We start from the raw sequence: 16,346 nt of genomic DNA on the forward strand, positions 1-16,346 counted from the left end.
GCTTGGGCTCGGCGGCCACGGGCTTCCTCCTGGTGCTGGGGGCGGTGTCGACGGCGCCCCATCGTGCCGCACGCCCGTGCCGCCGGTGCGCGCGGGGTCCGCCGGGCCGAGGGGGCACAGAGCCCCCGCGGCCACGTCCGCCGGCTCAGCCGGTGAAGGTCAGCGAGACGGGGCGGGCGGCGTTTCCGTAGGCGTCGACCGCGACGACGTCCGCCCGGTAGCGGTGACCGGCCACCGCGTCCGGGACCGGGATGTCCAGGGCGTTGGGGCGGGGCATGAAGTAGTAGTCGGACAGCACCTCGGACGAGAGGACCTTCGCGCCGGTCGCCGTGTCCGTGATGTCGACCTGGTAGTGGTGCACTATCTGGTCGTCCACGGCCTGCGTGACACGCAGCGCCGTGCCGCCCCCGGCGACGCGCGCCGTCGTCACCGGCCTGCGGGTGGTGAACTGCGGGGCCACCGTGTTGCGACGGGCCGCGGTGTAGCGGAAGTTGTCCTTGATCTGCTGGTTCGTGCTGCCCTTCAGGCGTACGGTCCAGCCCGGACCGGCGAGCGTCCCGGCGCTCGCGTACGGCGGCTGCCAGCTCGCCGACCACTGGCCGCCGGTGTAGATGTCGTGCTTGTCGGCGGCCATGTTGATGCGGTCGATCTCGGTGCGGTCCTTGTAGATCTCGACGAAGAGCGCCTGCGCGGTCGGCGCCTCGAAGCGGTCCGCGAGCCCGTTGTCCGTCACCATCTGGTAGCCGTGGTCGACCTCCACGTACGACATCGAGCCGTCGTTGACGGAGGTGAAGTCGCGCTGGTACATGGACCGGTCGTCGTTGACGTTGAGGTGCGAGTGGCCGGAGAAGAGGATCGCCTGCGGGAAGGCGCTCAGGTCCGCGGCCAGCCCCGGGTTGCTTGCCTGCTGGCCGTCCATCGTGGTGCCGGTCGTGGGCCGGTGGCCCTGGACCAGGACCGGCTTGCGGGAGGCTCCCGGGCCGGTGGTGAGCGCGGTCAGCCGGTTCTTCAGCCAGGTGCGCTGCGAGGCGTCGCCGTCGTAGGTCTCGGTGTTCACCGTGAGCAGGTGGACGCCCTTGACGTCGGACTCGTAGTAGCCGCCGCCCGAGTCGGGGAACCAGGCCTTCGGATAGCCGGCCCGGATCGCGGCGAGGCTGTCGTCGTGGTTGCCGTTGGAGATGAGCAGCTGGGTGCCGGTCATGCCCTTGCGCTTCAGATTCGAGCGGAAGATGTCCGAGACGATCCGGTGGTCCGGGCCCTTGCCGTCGCCGTTGTCGTTGATCATGTCGCCGTTCGACAGGATCGCGTCCGGGTGCGGGAAGACCGAGCCGATGGTGTCGAAGAAGCTCTCGTACTTCTTGTCGTTGTTCTCGTGGTCGCCGACGTGGACGTCCGACATGACGACGAAGCGGGCTAGCGGCTTCTCCTTCGTCTTGATCAGATAGCCGTACGCGACGGGAACACTGGCCCGGCCGCCCCGGAAGGCGACGGCCGTGACGTTGGTGTCCTCGGTGATCCGCAGCGGCCGGCCGGGGCGGTAGGCCCGGCTCTCCCGGGTCGGGGTCCTGCCGTCCAGCGTGTAGCGGACGGTGTCGCCGTGCCCGGCGCGGAACTTCAGGGACACCGTGTGGTCGTACCGTCCGCCGGGGACGCTGACACCGGGTGCGGCCGGCGGGGCGGACTGCGGCCGGGCCTGGGCGGTGGCCGGGACGGCGGCCGGTGCGGCGAGCGCCAGGGCGGCCGAGGCGATCACGAGCGGGGTGAGTCTCACGGGGGTTCCTTGTCTGCGCGACAGCGTGATGGCGTGATAACGGACCGATAACCGGTCTGAACCATCGACGTTAGGCAGCGCGGACCAGCCGGAGGGGTGAGCCGGCCGGCCTTCCGGTGAAGTGCCCGTGAATGTCCGTGGCGCGGTCCCGCCGCACGCCGTACGCCCCCGCCGAAGGAGTCGGCGGGGGCGTACGGGAGGGGTGAGCCCGGGTCGGGGCGGGCCCCTGGCAGGGCCGTGACGCAGCGGTCAGCAGCTCTGCCAGAGTCGGGTCATGACGCGGACGCCGAAGCGCAGTCCCTCCAGCGGGACGCGCTCGTCCACGCCGTGGAAGAGGCGGCCGTAGTCCAGGTCGTGCGGGAGCTTCAGGCCCTTGAAGCCGAAGCAGCGGATGCCCAGGTGGGTGAAGGCCTTGGCGTCCGTACCGCCGGGGTTGCAGTACGGCACCGGGTGGCCGTCCGGGTCCTCGGCGCGCACCGCGTCGCACATGGCGTCGACGAGCGGGCCGTCGAACGTGGTCTCCATCGCGATGTCGTGGTTGACCCACTCGCGGCTGACCGAGGGGAGCAGCAGCCGGTCGATCGTGTCGATCAGCTCCTGCTCGTGACCGGGCAGGAAGCGGCCGTCGACGCGGGCGGTGGCCTTTCCGGGGATGACGTTGGTCTGGTAGCCGGCGTTGAACATGGTGGGGTTCGCGGAGTTGCGGAGCACCACCTGCATGAAGTCGGAGACCGGGCCCAGGCGGGCCAGGCTGCCCTCGATGTCGTTCTCGTCGAACTCGACGCCGTAGAGGCGGGCGGCTTCTTCCAGCAGGGCGCGGACCGGTTCGATCAGCCGGATCGGGAAGGTCTCGCGGCCGATCCGGGTCAGCGACTCGGCGAGGTCGGTGACCGCGTTCTCGTCGTTGGGGGAGGAGCCGTGACCGGCCCGGCCGGTGGCGGTGAGCTCCATCCAGGCCATGCCGCGCTGGGCGTTCTCGATCGGGTAGAGGCGCCGGGTGTCGTCGATGGCGAAGGAGAACCCGCCGCCCTCGCCGATCGCCTCGGTGACCCCGGCGAACAGCTCCGGGCGGTGCTCGACCAGCCAGTGGGCGCCGAACTTGCCGCCCGCCTCCTCGTCGGCGAGGAAGGCCAGGACCAGGTCGCGCGAGGGCTTGGTGCCGGTGCGGGCGAAGTGCCGGGCGGTGGCCAGCATGACGGCCACCGTGTCCTTCATGTCGATCGCGCCCCGGCCCCACAGGTAGCCGTCCCGGATCTCGCCGGAGAACGGCGGCACCTGCCACTCGGAGGCGTCGGCGGGGACCACGTCCAGATGGCCGTGGACCATCAGGGAGCCCCGCTCCGGGTCGCTGCCGGCGATCCTGGCGATGACGCTGGCCCGGCCCGGCGCGGACTCGATGAGCTCCGATTCGATGCCCACCTCCGCGAGGCGGCCCACCACCCACTCGGCACTCGCGCGCTCGTCGCTGGTGGGGTTGGAGGTGTCGAACCTGATCAGTTCGGCGCAGAGGTCGACGACCTCGGCCTGGGCCTCGTCGGAGGCCGGGACCAGGGGTGCGGTGGGTTCGGTGGTGCTCATGCTGCTCCCACGGAGGTGGTGGTGCGGGCGTCGGGGACAGCGCTGTCCTCGTCGTCCTGGGTGGTGGAGGTGCCGTACGGCTTCACCCAGCCCAGCAGGCCGAGCACGCAGTACAGGACGAAGGCGGTGGCCAGCGAGTTCAGGGCCGGTATGCCGCCGTCGTAGAACTTGCCGACGCAGAAGGCGACGATCCAGATGACGATGGACATCGGCACCCAGGTCGGCGAGGTCGCCGGCAGGGTCTCGGCCTCGCGGGTCTCGTCCAGCGGCTTGCGCATCTTCTTCACGACCCAGTACTCGGCCACGATGATGCCGCCGATGGGCGGGATGGCGACACCGAGGATCGTGAGGAACTCGGTGAAGTGGGTCATGATCCCGACCGCGGACAGGAGCGTGCCCGCGATGCCCAGGACGATGGTGACGGCGCCGCGGTGGATCCGCTTGCCGAAGACGACCTGGAAGAAGTTGACGACGCCGAGCGAGGAGCCGTACAGGTTCCAGTCGTTGATCTTCGCCGTGGACATCAGGACCACGATGACGCCGAAGGCGCCGGAGGTGGAGAGCACGATGTGCGAGACCTCGTTGCTCTTGACCAGGTGGCCCAGGAGCACGCCGGTCAGGCCGACGATGTACTCGGAGAGGATCATCGAGGAGGCGCTCTGCAGGAAGACGTGCGAGCCCTTGCGGTTGTAGCGGGTCATCTCGGGGGAGACGATCGCGCCCGTCATGTAGCCGCCCGCGATGGCGGTGGCGGCGACGGCCAGCGGGATCGTGTCGCCGGGCGGCGGCGAGTGGATCAGGTCGCTGAAGGAGTGGTCGCTCAGGGTGCGGATGACGGAGAAGGCGACCATGGCGAAGAAGAGCGGGGTGACGATCTTCGCGAAGTTGGCCATGTACTTGAAGCCGAAGATCACCAGGGCGGTGATGGCTATGCCCGCCAGCACGCACCACATCCAGGACGGTCCGCCGACCAGCTCCGAGACGCTGTTGCCGAAGATCGTGTTCTGGACGCCGAACCAGCCGACCAGGCTGACCGCGATGACGAAGCTGACCAGCGCGGAGCCGTTGCGGCCGAAGCCCACCCAGCGGGTCAGCATCGGGGTCGCGAGACCCTCGCGCATCCCGGCCAGACCGATCGCGAAGATCACGATCTCCAGGATCACCGCGCCGAGCGTGAAGGCGAGGAAGGCGTTGCCGAAGGTCATGCCGACGCCGATGGTGGCGCCGAGCGTGAACTGCGAGATCGAACCGGACTGGGCCAGCCACTGGAGCAGCATGGACCAGAAGCCGAACCGCTTGTCGCGCGGGACGCGCGAGAGCGAGTAGTCGTCGCTGCCGATGCTCTTGGTCTCGTGGACCGCGGCGTCGGCCTGCGGGGCGGCAGCCATCAGGACTCCTGGGGTGTGCGGCCGAAGGTCTGCAGGTGGGACAGCGACCCGTAGCGGTTGACGAGGTTGTCGAACTCCACCGCGTCGTGGAAGTCCAGGTGGCCCGCGCCGTAGGCCTTGGCGACCTCGACGGCGTAGCGGGCGGCGGACGCGATGTCGCTCTCGTGACTCGCGCCCGTCTGGCAGCCCGGCACCGCGGCGGCCGAGGTGACCGCCAGACCGACCACGGGAGCGGCCGTGGCGGTGGAGGGCTGGAGGATCGAATTGATGTGGTGTGCCCCATTACCGTACGGCGTGATGTCCTGTGTGGTCACGGGGTACGTGACCAACGGCTCACCCGTCACCACGGCCAGCAGCTCACCGAGCTGCTCGCTGACCCGGAGCACCCAGCCCTCCTTGACGGTGGGCGACAGGGCCAGGCCCTTGTGGTTGATGATGCGGTTGCCCTTGGTGGTGTCGATGGAGAGCACGGCCTCCATGGCGTCGCTCACCTCGTGGCGGTTCATGGTGGCGATGTCCACGGGCGAGCCCATGAACGGCACCGGGTCGTGCGGCTCGGTCGGCGCGTCCGGGCAGATGTGGGTGGCGACGATCACATCGCCGGGCAGCACATCGCCGCGGCGGCGCATGTCGAGCAGCTTCGCGGCGGTGGCGACGGCGGAGACGGCCCCGTCGGCGTCGGAGACCAGGCCGGTCATCTCGGGCCGGGCGCCGATGCCGCCGAGCCGGCCGACCACACCGAGGGTGCGGGCGGTGCCCCCGGCCGTGCGGCCCCGGGAGCCGGGGATGCGGACCATCACGAAGTCCGTCGAGCCCCGCTCGCCGGCGACCGTGGTGACCTCCGCCGACGAGCCCTCGGCACCGGCCACGGAGTCGAGGTACTCGACGACCGTCTTGCCGTTGGCCTGCGGGTCGTCGAGGAGGTCGACGATGTCCAGTACGTACTTCAGCATGGGGGGCCTTTCTCGCGCATCCATCACACCCGTCCGGCGCCCGGCAGGGAGTGGGACGCCGGACGGGGTGCTGAGAGCAGAGTCGGGATCGGATAGCGTTGAGCGCAACCATTTCCCGTTATCTGCAACTCAGGTCTGAATGGTGAGATCACATGGCGGACTTCGATCTGGACCGGCGCACCCCCGCCGGGGCCCTGCAAACCGTCGACCGGGCGCTCCTCGTGCTGCTCGCGTTCGAGCGGACCAGACCCGACTGGGGCGTCACCGAGGTCGCCGAGGAGTTCGGCTGGGACACCTCGGTGGCCCAGCGGCTGCTCGCCACCCTCGCGGGGCGCGGCTTCCTGGTCTCCGACCCGGCCACCCGCCGCTACCGCATCGGCCCCGCCGTGCTGCGCCTGGGCAGGCTCTGGGAGCGCTCGGGGTCGCTGGAGCTGCTCGCCGGACCCGTCCTGGAGGAGCTGCGCCGGGTCACCGGGGACACCGTGCTGTTCTGCCTGCCGGACAGCTTCCACATGCGGTGCGTGGCCGCCGAGGAGGGCGAGACCGGGCCGCTGCGCTACTACCCGCTGGTCGGTGAGCTCTACCCGGCGCACGCCGGGGCGACCAGCAAGTCGTACTACGCCTACCTGCCGGACGAGCAGCGCCACCGGCTGTTCCGGGGCCGCCCGATGGCCCGGTTCACCGACCGGACGGTGACCGATCCGGATCTGCTGGAGGCGGAGCTGCTGAAGGTGCGCGCCCAGGGGTACGCCTGGACGGTCGGGGAGTACGACACCGGCATCGCGACGCTGGCCGTGCCGGTCTTCCTGGGACGCGAACCGTACGGCAGCCTCAGTCTGGGCGGCGCACAGGAACGGTTCGAGGGGGCACCGGAGAACCGGCTCGAAGCCTTGCGGAAGGCGGCCGAAATGCTGGAGCGGCGCCTCACCCATCCGCCGCAGCGCCCGAAGCCCCGGTCCCGCCGCACCGGCTGAACCGTGAACACCCGCCCCATCCGGGCGACCTGACCAGCAGTCACCCGCCCCGCCCGCACGACCTGACCCGAAGAGAACCCAAGAGGAACCCCGTGAATCTGCTCCTGCTCTCCAACTCGACCCAGTACGGCTGCGGTTACCTGGAACACGCCCTCGACACCGTGCAGACGTTCCTGCCCTCGGGTGCCCGCCTCGCCTTCGTGCCGTACGCGCTCGCCGACTACGCCGCGTACACCACCCGGGTCCGCGACGCCCTGGAACCGGCCGGCATCAGCGTCCGGGGCGTCCACGAGAACGCCGACCCGGTCGCCGAACTCGCCGCGTCCGACGCCGTGTTCATCGGCGGCGGCAACTCCTTCCGGCTGCTCAGCGCGCTCTGCCGGACCGGGCTGCGCGAGGCCGTGACCGGGGCGGTGCGCGAGGGGCTGCCGTACATGGGGGCCAGCGCGGGGACGAACATGGCGTCGCCCACCCTGCGCACCACCAACGACATGCCCATCGTGCAGCCGCCGTCCTTCGAGACGCTCGGCCTCGTCCCGTTCCAGATCAACCCGCACTACCAGGACCCGGACCCGGACAGCACCCACAAGGGCGAGACCCGCGAGGAACGGCTCAGCGAGTTCCTGGAGGAGAACGACGTCCCCGTGCTCGGCCTGCGCGAGGGCTCATGGCTGCGGGTCAACGGGCGTCAGGCCCGGGTCCAGGGCGCCCGCCCCGCACGGCTGTTCACCCGGGGCACGCAGCCGCAGGAGCTCCCGGCGGGGACGGACGTCTCTCATCTGCTCACGAGCGCACCGAGGTTCGACGCTCCGGTGCGCTGACGCTCAGCACCAGATCCGTCTCGGCGGGCCGGCCGCTCGCCGGATGCGCCGCCGGGTAGGCGCGCGGCGCGTATCCGGCGGCCGACCCGGCCAGTACGAAGCTGCCGCCGGCCGGGGCGGCGAGCGCGTACCGGCCCTCCGCGTCCGTCGTGGTGAGCCCGGCCTGCCGGCCCTGCCGGTCGATGAGGGTCACGTTGGCGCCGGCCACCGGGGTGCCGTCCGCCTCGGTGACCCGGCCCCGGAAGCCGGAGCCGGGGAGCGGGAGCGGCAGGCCGGAGCGCCGGGCCGTGGCGTCGCCCGCGCTGCTGGCCAGCAGGACCGGTGCGGCGGCCGCCCGTTGCGACGGCAGGAACGCCGCCAGCACCAGACCGATCAGCACCGCACCCGTCGCGATCATGAACGAGGTGCGGAACCCCTGCATGCTGGGCACCGCGACCGGCCCCATCTGGGTCGACGTGTGCGCCAGCACCATGCCGATCACCGCGCTCGACACCGAGGTGCCGATCGAGCGCATCAGGGTGTTGAGCCCGGTGGCCGCACCTGTCTCCGAGGCGTCGACGGCCCCGATGATCAGTGCGGGCAGCGAGGAGTAGGCGAGCCCGATGCCCGCGCCGAGCACCACCGCGATCACGACGGTCTGCCAGGCGGCGCTCATCAGGCCGAGCCCGGCGCCGTAGCCGATCGCGATGACCGCCATGCCGAGCATGAGTGAGACCTTGGGGCCGTACCTGGCGGACAGCCGGGCGTACAGCGGGGCGACGAGCATCATCGTCAGGCCCAGCGGCGCCACGCACAGCCCGGCGACCACCATCGACTGGCCGAGGCCGTATCCGGTGGACAGCGGCAGCTGGAGCAGCTGCGGCAGGACCAGCGAGACGGCGTAGAAGGCGACCCCGACCATGATCGAGGCGAGGTTGGTGAGCAGCACTTCGCGGCGGGCGGTGGTGCGCAGGTCCACCAGGGGTGCGTCGCTGCGCAGCTCGAACACGCCCCACAGCAGCAGCACCACCAGGCCGGCGGCGATCAGTCCGAGGGTGGTGACGGAGGTCCAGCCCCAGTCGCTGCCCTTGGTGATGGGCAGCAGCAGGAGGACCAGTCCGGCCGAGAGGCCGAGGGCGCCGATGACGTCGAACCGGCCGGGGGCCCGCAGTGCGGGCTCCGGCACGGCGAGGACGGTGAGCCCCATGGCCAGTACGCCCAGACCCGCAGAACCGAAGAAGAGGGTGTGCCAGTCGGTGTGCTGGGCGACCAGTGCGGCGGCGGGCAGTGCCAGTCCGCCGCCGACGCCGATCGATGAGCTCATCAGGGCCATCGCCGAGCCGAGCTTCTCGCGCGGCAGCTCGTCGCGCATGATGCCGATGCCCAGCGGGATGGCGCCCATGGCGAAGCCCTGGAGCGCCCGGCCCACGATCATGATCACGAGGTCGTCGGTGAAGGCGCATATCAGGGAGCCGATCACCATGACGGCGAGGCTGGCCAGCAGCATCTTCCGCTTGCCGTTGAGGTCGCCGAGCCGCCCCATGATCGGCGTGGAGACGGCTCCGGCGAGCAGCGTCGCCGTCATCACCCAGGTGGCGTTGGACGGGTCGGTGTCGAGAAGGGCGGGCAGGTCCTTGATGACGGGGACGAGCAGGGTCTGCATCACCGCGACGGTGATACCCGCGAAGGCGAGTACGGGGACGATCCCCTTGCCCGTCTTCGACGTCCGCGGATCAGGGAGCTCCGAGGACTGCTGTTCGTGCGTCGTCTGTGGCATACGTGCGGCCTCCGGGCAGCGGAAGAGGGAGGTACGGGGCAGGCGTGCGGGTCGTGCTGCGGGCAGCGCTGCCCGCCAAGTGTGTGCAGGGTGAAACCTTCCGCATGTCCGAGGTATTCCGGTGAACGAGGTGCGAACAGGACACGCTCGCGGCCGGGGCCGGCCGGCCGTCCGGAAACAGATGCCCGTCTGACCTTCCGTCAGATTGGAACGTGTTCTACTCTTGCGCCGTTCCAGTGGCTGCGACCGGCGAGGATCCGCATGGGCATCGGAATCACCGAAGAACACAGGGAGCTCGCGCAGGCCGTACGGGGGTGGCTCGCGCGCGCCGTACCGCCCGGGGAAATCCGTAGAATTCTTGACGCGGACGCCCCCACCGCAACCGGCGCACGCCCCGAGTACTGGGACGGCCTCGCCGGACAGGGCCTGCTCGGCATCCACCTCCCCGAGGAGCATGGAGGAGGGGGCGGCGGTCTGCTCGACCTCGCCGTCGTCCTGGAGGAGGCCGGACGGGCCGCACTGCCCGGCCCCTTCCTGGCGAGCACCCTCGCCTCGGCCGTGCTGCACGCGTCGGCGCCGCGCACCCCCGAGGCGGACGAGCTGGTACGGGACCTGGCCACCGGCCGCCGCATCGGCGCCGTCGCCCTCGGTCCCGGCGGCCTCACCGCCGTCGAGCTGGAGGACGGGCACCTGCTCGACGGGGAACTCCCGCCGGTCCTCTCCGCCGCCGGGGCCGATCTCCTGCTGCTCCCCGCCGCCTCGGTCACCGGCACCCGCTGGTTCGCCGTCGACACCGCCACCCGGGGGCTGACCGTCCGCCCGCACCGCTGTGCCGACCCGACCCGGCCCACCGCCGAGGTCCGGGCCGAGGGCGTCCTGGTCCCCGCCGGGCGGCTGCTGCCCGCCGACTCCGGACTCGTCCGCGACCTCGCCGCCGTACTCCTGGCCGCCGAGGCGTGCGGCACCGCGGCCCGGTCCCTGGAGACCGCCACCGAACACGCCAAGGTCCGCGAGCAGTTCGGCCGCCCCATCGGACAGTTCCAGGGCGTCAAACACCTCTGCGCCGACATGCTCGTACGGGTCGAACAGGCCCGCGCGCTCGCCTGGGACGCCGCCCGCGCGGCCGGCGAGGCCCCGGAGGTGCGGTCCATGGCCGCGGCCCTCGCCGCGTCGGCCGCCCTGGACGCCGCGTACACCTGCGCCAAGGACGCCATCCAGATCCTCGGCGGCATCGGCTTCACCTGGGAGCACGACGCCCACCTCTACCTGCGCCGGGCCCTGGTCGCACGGCAGCTGCTCGGCTCCGGCGACGTCCACCGCCGGCGCGCCGTCCGCCTCGCCGCCGCCGGAGCCCGCCGCGGCCTCACCCTGGAGCTCCCCCCGGAGGCCGAGGCGCATCGCACGGCCGCCCGCGAGGCCGTCGCCGCCGCCCGGGGCCTGGACCCGAAGGCCGCCCGCCGTGCCCTCGCCCCCACCGGCTACGCCGCCCCGCATCTGCCCGCGCCCTACGGACTGGACGCCGGACCCGTACAACAGCTCGCCGTACAACAGGAGTTGCGCGAGCAGGGGGTGAAGCTGAGCGACCTGTCCATCGCCACCTGGGTGATCCCGTCGCTCATCGCGCACGGCACCGCCGAGCAGCAGGACCGCTACCTCCTGCCGACCCTGCGCGGCGAACTCCAGTGGTGCCAGCTGTTCTCCGAACCCGGCGCGGGCTCCGACCTCGCCGCACTGCGCACCCGCGCCGAACGCGTCCCCGAGGGCTGGCGGATCAACGGCCAGAAGGTGTGGACGAGCGCCGCCCAGTGGGCCGACCACGGCATCCTGCTCGCCAGGACCGACCCGGACGCCCCCAAGCACCGGGGGCTCGGCTACTTCCTGGTCGACATGAAGAACGCCCGGGGCATCGACATCCGCCCGCTGAAGGAGATCACCGGCGAATCCCTGTTCAACGAGGTCTACTTCGACGACGTGATCCTGCCCGCCGACGCCCTGGTGGGCGAGGCCGACGGCGGCTGGCGGGTTGCCCGCAACACCCTGGGCAACGAACGTGTCCACATGGCCGACCAGATGTCCTTCGACACCGGCCTGGAGGCCCTGATCGAGCGCTCCGCCGGACTCGACGGCGCCTGCCGGGCCCGGATCGGCGCACTCGCCGCCGAAGCCCACGCGCTGGCCTGCATCGGGCTGCGCACCACGCTGCAACAGGTCTCCGGCCTCGAACCGGGCGCGGGCGCCTCCGTACGCAAGCTCGTCCAGACCGTCCACCAGCAGAAGGTCGCCGAACTCACCCTCGAACTGCTCGGCCCCGCGGGGGCGGTCGCCGAAGGAGCCGGGGAGCGGGCCGTGCACGGCTTCCTGATGTCCCGCTGCCTGACCATCGCGGGCGGCACCACGCAGGTCCAGCTCAACGTCGTGGCCGAGCGCATCCTCGGCCTCCCCAGGGACTGAAGGGAATCCATGATGAGGTCATACATCGTCGGCGTCGGGATGACGAGGTTCGAGAAGCCCGAGACCCGCGACTGGCAGTACTGGGACATGGCCAAGGAGGCCGGCACCGCGGCGCTCGACGACGCCGGCGTCCGGTACGAGGACGTACAACAGGCCGCGGTCGGCTACTGCTTCCAGGCCTCCACCGCCGGACAGCGCGCCGTGTACGAGCTCGGCCTGAGCGGGATACCCGTCTACAACGTCAACAACAACTGCGCCACCGGCTCCACCGCGCTGATGATGGCGCGGCAGTTCGTCGAGGGCGGCTCCGGCGACTGCGTCCTCGCGCTCGGCTTCGAGAAGATGGCACGCGGATCGCTCGGCGGCGGCGGGGCCGACGGCGGCGCCGGCGACTTCAAGACGTCCCCGGTCGCCCGGCACTACGGAATCATGGCCGCCGCGCACGGCTTCGAGATGACCCCGCCCACCGCCCAGATCTTCGGCAACGCGGCCCGCGAGCACATGAAGCGCTACGGCACCACCGAGGCGCAGCTCGCCGCCGTCGCCGCGAAGAACCACCGCCACTCCACGGGCAACCCGTACGCCCAGTTCCAGGCCCCGTACACCGTCGAGGAGGTCCTCGCCGCCAAGCCGATCCACCACCCCCTGACCCGGCTCCAGTGCTCACCCACCTCCGACGGGGCAGCCGCCGCCGTCGTCGTCTCCGAGCGCTTCGTCGACGAACACGGCCTCGGCGACCGGGCCGTCGAGATCGCCGCCCAGGCCATGACGACCGACACCGAGGACTCCTTCGCCTCCGGAACCTGCATCGACGTGGTCGGACTGCCGATGTCGCGGGAGGCGGCCCGGCAGGTGTACGAGAGCGCGGGCATCGGCGCCGACGACCTCGACGTCATCGAACTGCACGACTGCTTCTCCATCAACGAACTCCTCACCTACGAGGCGCTCGGGCTGTGCGGCGAGGGCGAGTCCGGCCCGCTCGTCGAGTCCGGCGCCACCACCCACGGCGGCCGCTGGGTGGTCAACCCCTCCGGCGGCCTGATCTCCAAGGGCCACCCGCTCGGCGCCACCGGAATCGCCCAGGCCGCCGAGCTCACCTGGCAGCTCAGGGGCGAGGCCGGCGCCCGACAGGTGCCGGACGCCCGCACCGGACTCGCCCACAACATCGGACTCGGCGGCGCGGCCGTGGTGACGCTGCTGCGCCGCTGAGATCCGGATGGGTTCGCAGGGCACCCGGAGCCCGTAGTCCTACGCCGCCGGACCGAGGCCGGTACGGTCCGGAAACCGATGTACGGGGTGCGGGGCGGCTGCGACTATGACGTCATGGTTGACGTCTCGACGCCCACACGCCGTACCGCCCGGCCCCGTACCCGCACCTGGGCGGTGGTGCTCGCCGCCTGTGTCGGCCAGTTCCTCGTCGTCCTCGACGTGTCCGTCGTCAACGTCGCCCTCCCCTCCATGCGCACCGACCTGGGGCTCAGCACCGCCGGGCTCCAATGGGTGCTCAACGCCTACTCGATCACGTTCGCCGGGTTCATGCTGCTCGGCGGCCGGGCCGCCGACCTGTACGGCCGCAAGCGGATGTTCCTGGTCGGCCTCGGCCTGTTCACCGCCGCCTCGCTGGGCGGCGGACTCGCCCAGGAGGGCTGGCAGTTGCTCGCCGCCCGCGCCGCGCAGGGCCTCGGCGCCGCCGTCCTGGCCCCCGCCACCCTCACCCTGCTCACCGCGGCCGTCCCCGAAGGACCCGCCAGGACGAAGGCCATAGGCACCTGGATGGCGGTCGGCGCCGGTGGCGGCGCGGCCGGCGGGCTGATCGGCGGGGTGCTCACCGACGGGCTCTCCTGGCGGTGGGTCCTGCTGATCAACGTGCCGGTCGGCGTCGTCGTCCTCGTCGGTGCCGCGGTCTGCCTGGCCGAGGGCCGGACCGGCGGGCGGAGCCGGATCGACTTCCCGGGCGCGCTGCTCGTCACGGCGGGCCTCGCCTCCGTCGCGTACGGCATCGTCCAGACCGAGGAGTCGGGCTGGACCGCTGCCGCGACCCTGCTCCCGCTGCTCGGCGGAGTGGCGCTGCTCGCCCTGTTCGTGCTGGTGGAATCGCGTACGGCGAAGCCGCTGATGCCACTGCGGGTGCTCGGCGCACGGGCGGTGGCCTCGGCGAACGTGGCGATGTTCGTGATCGGCTCGGCCACGTTCTCGATGTGGTACTTCATGACCGTGTACGCGCAGAACGTGCTGGGCTACAGCGCGCTGGAGGCCGGACTCGCCCTGATGCCGACCTCGGTCGCCATCGTCGTCGGCTCCAAGAGCGCCCCGCGGCTGATGGCCCGGGTCGGCGCGAAGAACCTGGCGCTCGTCGGCACGGTGGTCGCCGCCGCAGGCTTCGGCTGGCAGTCCACGATGACCGCCGACGGCGACTACCTCACCTCGATCTGCCTGCCCGGCATACTGATGATGACGGGCGCCGGCCTCGCGTCCACCCCGCTCGCCTCACTCGCCATCTCGGGCGCGGCCCCCGGCGAGGCCGGGCTTGTCTCCGGACTCGTCAACACCTCCCGCACGATGGGCGGCGCACTCGGCCTGGCCGTCCTCTCCACCGTCGCCGCCGCCCGCACGGACGGCGGAACGGCCCCGGCCGATCTCACGGCCGGCTACGCCCTGGCCTTCCGGACCTCGGGCTCGGTCCTGCTGGCCGGCCTGCTGCTGATGATCTTCTGGCTGCCGCGCCACCGGTCGTCCGTACAGCGCTGAGCACTTTTCCGGGGCCGGTCCTGCTGCCGCGCGGCCCGGGCCGCCTCCATCCGGTTGCGGGTGGCGGTCTCGCCGATCGCGGACTACAGGCAGTCGCGCACCGTCGACTCCGACAGGTGTGGCTCAGTTCCGGGGCGGGGTGCGGGCGGCTATGAGCGTGATGTCGTCGCGGGTGTCGCCGAGTTCGCGGGCGAGCTGGGCGCACAGTTGGGGCAGTGGCAGGTGCTGGTGGGTGGTGATGTGCTGGCGCAGGCGGGTCATGCCCGTGTCGAGGTTCTGGGTCCGGGATTCGATGAGTCCGTCGGTGTAGAGCAGCAGGGTCGCGCCGGCGGGCAGCCGGATCTCGGCGGTGGGGCGCTCCGTGCTGGGGCGGACGCCGAGCAGGAGTGACTTTCCGCCGGTGAGGAAGGTGGTGTTGCCGTCGGCGGTGATCAACAGAGGCGGCGGGTGGCCGGCGATCGACCAGGCCAGATCCCAGGATCCCGCGTCGTCGGGTCTGAGTCGGGCGAGGACGGTGGTGGCGGAGTCGGCGAGGGACAGCCGGGCCTGGGCGGTATCGAGCCGTTGGAGGATCTGTCCCGGGCTCTCTTCCGGTCGGTCGACGGCCAGGGCGCGGAGCATGTTGCGCAACTCGCTCATCCGTGAGGCTGCTTGGATGTCGTGCCCGGTGACGTCCCCGATGACCAGGGCGGTGTCGCCGCCTTCCAGCGGGAAGGCGTCGTACCAGTCGCCCCCGACCTCCGCAGCGTGCTGACTGGGCTGGTAGTGCGCGGCCAGCTCCAGTCCGGGGACGTGCGGCAGGTTGGTGAGCAGGGCTCGCTGGAGCGTGGCGGCGATGTCTGCCTGGGCCGTGTGCAGGCGGGTGTTGTCCAGACCCAGCGCGGTACGGCGGGCCACTTCCTCGGCCACGACCTGGTCCGCCTCGTCGTACGGCGGGCCGGCCGCGGAGCGGATCAGTGTCAGGGCTCCGAACGTGGTGGTGCGCAGGCGCAGCGGGACCACGATGACCTCGGTTGCTCCGACCGAACCGAACAGATCCGGGCCGGGGCAGTCGGTAACTGGGGTGAGGTGCTGGATGCCGTCCCCCCGCATCACCCGCCGCAGCGCTTCGGTGTGGGCTGGTGTGTCGGGAAGGGTGTGGGTGTCGGAGGGGTGTGCGGGAAGCGCGTCCGGTGCGTGGTGAGCCCATGCTGTGCGTTCCGGCGTGTGGCTCTCACCGAGATGGATGACCGCGGTGTCAGCCAGGCGCGGCACCAGGAGTCGTACCAGGCGGCGCAGCGCTTCGTCCGCGTTCAGGGTGCTGACCAGGGCCAGTGTCACTTCTGCGAGCCAGGCGATCTCCGCGAGATCGTATTCGGCCTGCTCGCGCATCGTCTCACTGTGCGCGTAGCGGACCGCTCGCTGCCCGTCACGCTCACGCTGCGCGGAGACGTCATGGAAGACGACGACCGCACCGCTGCCGTGCCGGCCGTCGGAGGGCAGCGGTGCCGCGCTCCACCAGACCTGGAGTGCGCTGCCGTCGGCCCGGAGCAGGACGGCTCGGTCGCCGCTGGAGCGTTTGCCCAGGGTGATGTCCTCGAGGACGGAGCGCTGGGCGGGCGGGCGGAGTCCGTCGCCCGAGTGGGGGTGCAGGGCCTCGTGCGCGTTGACACCGATCAGGGTGTGCGGCGCGTAGCCCAGCAGGCGTTCCGCCCACGGGTTGCAGGCGATCACCACGCCGTGTGCGTCGACGGCGTACATGCCCGCGCGTGCGCCGGCGAACAGGTCGGACATCAGCGCGTCGCCCACCAGGGGGACGGCGTTCGCACCCGCTCCAGAGCTTTCCATCCGGCTCTTTTTTCCCGATGCCCGCGCGATAAACAGCAGGCCGCAGACGTGCGGGAGGCATCAGGGGGCCCAGGAAGAA

The 16,346-nt window shown here is 71.5% G+C and carries 11 protein-coding genes; 5 read left to right on the forward strand and 6 right to left on the reverse strand.

Annotated features, from left to right (window positions below):
• Positions 1-145 precede the first annotated feature (145 nt).
• The 4 genes from ACGFU6_RS11345 to ACGFU6_RS11360 form a co-directional block, all read right to left on the reverse strand.
• On the reverse strand, positions 146-1,771 hold the full coding sequence (locus ACGFU6_RS11345; RefSeq protein ID WP_393609884.1) for a chitobiase/beta-hexosaminidase C-terminal domain-containing protein: 1,626 nt from the start codon (positions 1,769-1,771) through the stop codon (positions 146-148).
• 249 nt (positions 1,772-2,020) lie between these two features.
• Complete coding sequence (locus tag ACGFU6_RS11350) at positions 2,021-3,349, reverse strand: M20/M25/M40 family metallo-hydrolase (RefSeq protein WP_393609886.1); 1,329 nt, start codon at positions 3,347-3,349, stop codon at positions 2,021-2,023.
• Positions 3,346-4,737 carry a cytosine permease gene (locus ACGFU6_RS11355; RefSeq protein ID WP_393609887.1) on the reverse strand — a complete coding sequence of 464 codons (1,392 nt, stop codon included), beginning with the start codon at positions 4,735-4,737 and terminating at the stop codon, positions 3,346-3,348. The genes ACGFU6_RS11350 and ACGFU6_RS11355 overlap by 4 nt, the downstream gene beginning before the upstream one ends.
• A complete protein-coding gene (locus ACGFU6_RS11360; RefSeq protein ID WP_393609888.1) occupies positions 4,737-5,690 on the reverse strand; it encodes a DUF1177 domain-containing protein in 954 nt (317 codons plus the stop codon). The genes ACGFU6_RS11355 and ACGFU6_RS11360 overlap by 1 nt, the downstream gene beginning before the upstream one ends.
• A 152-nt stretch (positions 5,691-5,842) precedes the next feature.
• On the opposite strand from ACGFU6_RS11360, the gene ACGFU6_RS11365 reads away from it, so the two are divergent.
• Both ACGFU6_RS11365 and pepE read left to right on the forward strand, forming a co-directional pair.
• Positions 5,843-6,664 carry an IclR family transcriptional regulator gene (locus ACGFU6_RS11365; RefSeq protein ID WP_393609889.1) on the forward strand — a complete coding sequence of 274 codons (822 nt, stop codon included), beginning with the start codon at positions 5,843-5,845 and terminating at the stop codon, positions 6,662-6,664.
• Between the two features lie 92 nt (positions 6,665-6,756).
• A complete protein-coding gene (gene pepE / locus ACGFU6_RS11370) occupies positions 6,757-7,485 on the forward strand; it encodes a dipeptidase PepE (protein ID WP_393609890.1) in 729 nt (242 codons plus the stop codon).
• On the opposite strand, the gene ACGFU6_RS11375 is transcribed toward pepE, so the two are convergent.
• Entirely contained in the window at positions 7,448-9,241 is a 1,794-nt protein-coding gene (locus tag ACGFU6_RS11375; protein WP_393609892.1) for an MFS transporter, read from the reverse strand. The genes pepE and ACGFU6_RS11375 overlap by 38 nt on opposite strands.
• A 261-nt stretch (positions 9,242-9,502) precedes the next feature.
• Between ACGFU6_RS11375 and ACGFU6_RS11380 the strand changes: the two genes are divergently transcribed.
• From ACGFU6_RS11380 to ACGFU6_RS11390, 3 genes are all read left to right on the forward strand, one after another.
• On the forward strand, positions 9,503-11,692 hold the full coding sequence (locus tag ACGFU6_RS11380; protein WP_393609893.1) for an acyl-CoA dehydrogenase: 2,190 nt from the start codon (positions 9,503-9,505) through the stop codon (positions 11,690-11,692).
• Between the two features lie 12 nt (positions 11,693-11,704).
• Positions 11,705-12,901 carry a lipid-transfer protein gene (locus tag ACGFU6_RS11385; protein ID WP_393609895.1) on the forward strand — a complete coding sequence of 399 codons (1,197 nt, stop codon included), beginning with the start codon at positions 11,705-11,707 and terminating at the stop codon, positions 12,899-12,901.
• A gap of 114 nt (positions 12,902-13,015) precedes the next feature.
• The gene (locus ACGFU6_RS11390; RefSeq protein WP_393609897.1) at positions 13,016-14,440 is read left to right on the forward strand and encodes an MFS transporter; all 1,425 of its coding nucleotides are present in this window, start codon (positions 13,016-13,018) and stop codon (positions 14,438-14,440) included.
• Positions 14,441-14,563: 123 nt separating this feature from the next.
• On the opposite strand, the gene ACGFU6_RS11395 is transcribed toward ACGFU6_RS11390, so the two are convergent.
• Positions 14,564-16,267 carry a SpoIIE family protein phosphatase gene (locus tag ACGFU6_RS11395; RefSeq protein ID WP_393609899.1) on the reverse strand — a complete coding sequence of 568 codons (1,704 nt, stop codon included), beginning with the start codon at positions 16,265-16,267 and terminating at the stop codon, positions 14,564-14,566.
• Positions 16,268-16,346: the final 79 nt, after the last annotated feature.

Origin of the sequence: Streptomyces sp. NPDC048462 (genome assembly GCF_043200175.1) — a bacterium.
GTDB lineage: Bacteria > Actinomycetota > Actinomycetes > Streptomycetales > Streptomycetaceae > Streptomyces.

Excerpts from the sequence above, each read along its gene's own strand:
- ACGFU6_RS11350 (WP_393609886.1), bottom strand. The coding sequence starts at position 3,349 with ATGAGCACCACCGAACCCACCGCACCCCTGGTCCCGGCCTCCGACGAG.
- ACGFU6_RS11355 (WP_393609887.1), bottom strand. The coding sequence starts at position 4,737 with ATGGCTGCCGCCCCGCAGGCCGACGCCGCGGTCCACGAGACCAAGAGC.
- ACGFU6_RS11360 (WP_393609888.1), bottom strand. The coding sequence starts at position 5,690 with ATGCTGAAGTACGTACTGGACATCGTCGACCTCCTCGACGACCCGCAG.
- ACGFU6_RS11365 (WP_393609889.1), top strand. The coding sequence starts at position 5,843 with ATGGCGGACTTCGATCTGGACCGGCGCACCCCCGCCGGGGCCCTGCAA.
- ACGFU6_RS11375 (WP_393609892.1), bottom strand. The coding sequence starts at position 9,241 with ATGCCACAGACGACGCACGAACAGCAGTCCTCGGAGCTCCCTGATCCG.
- ACGFU6_RS11380 (WP_393609893.1), top strand. The coding sequence starts at position 9,503 with ATGGGCATCGGAATCACCGAAGAACACAGGGAGCTCGCGCAGGCCGTA.
- ACGFU6_RS11385 (WP_393609895.1), top strand. The coding sequence starts at position 11,705 with ATGAGGTCATACATCGTCGGCGTCGGGATGACGAGGTTCGAGAAGCCC.
- ACGFU6_RS11390 (WP_393609897.1), top strand. The coding sequence starts at position 13,016 with ATGGTTGACGTCTCGACGCCCACACGCCGTACCGCCCGGCCCCGTACC.
- ACGFU6_RS11395 (WP_393609899.1), bottom strand. The coding sequence starts at position 16,267 with ATGGAAAGCTCTGGAGCGGGTGCGAACGCCGTCCCCCTGGTGGGCGAC.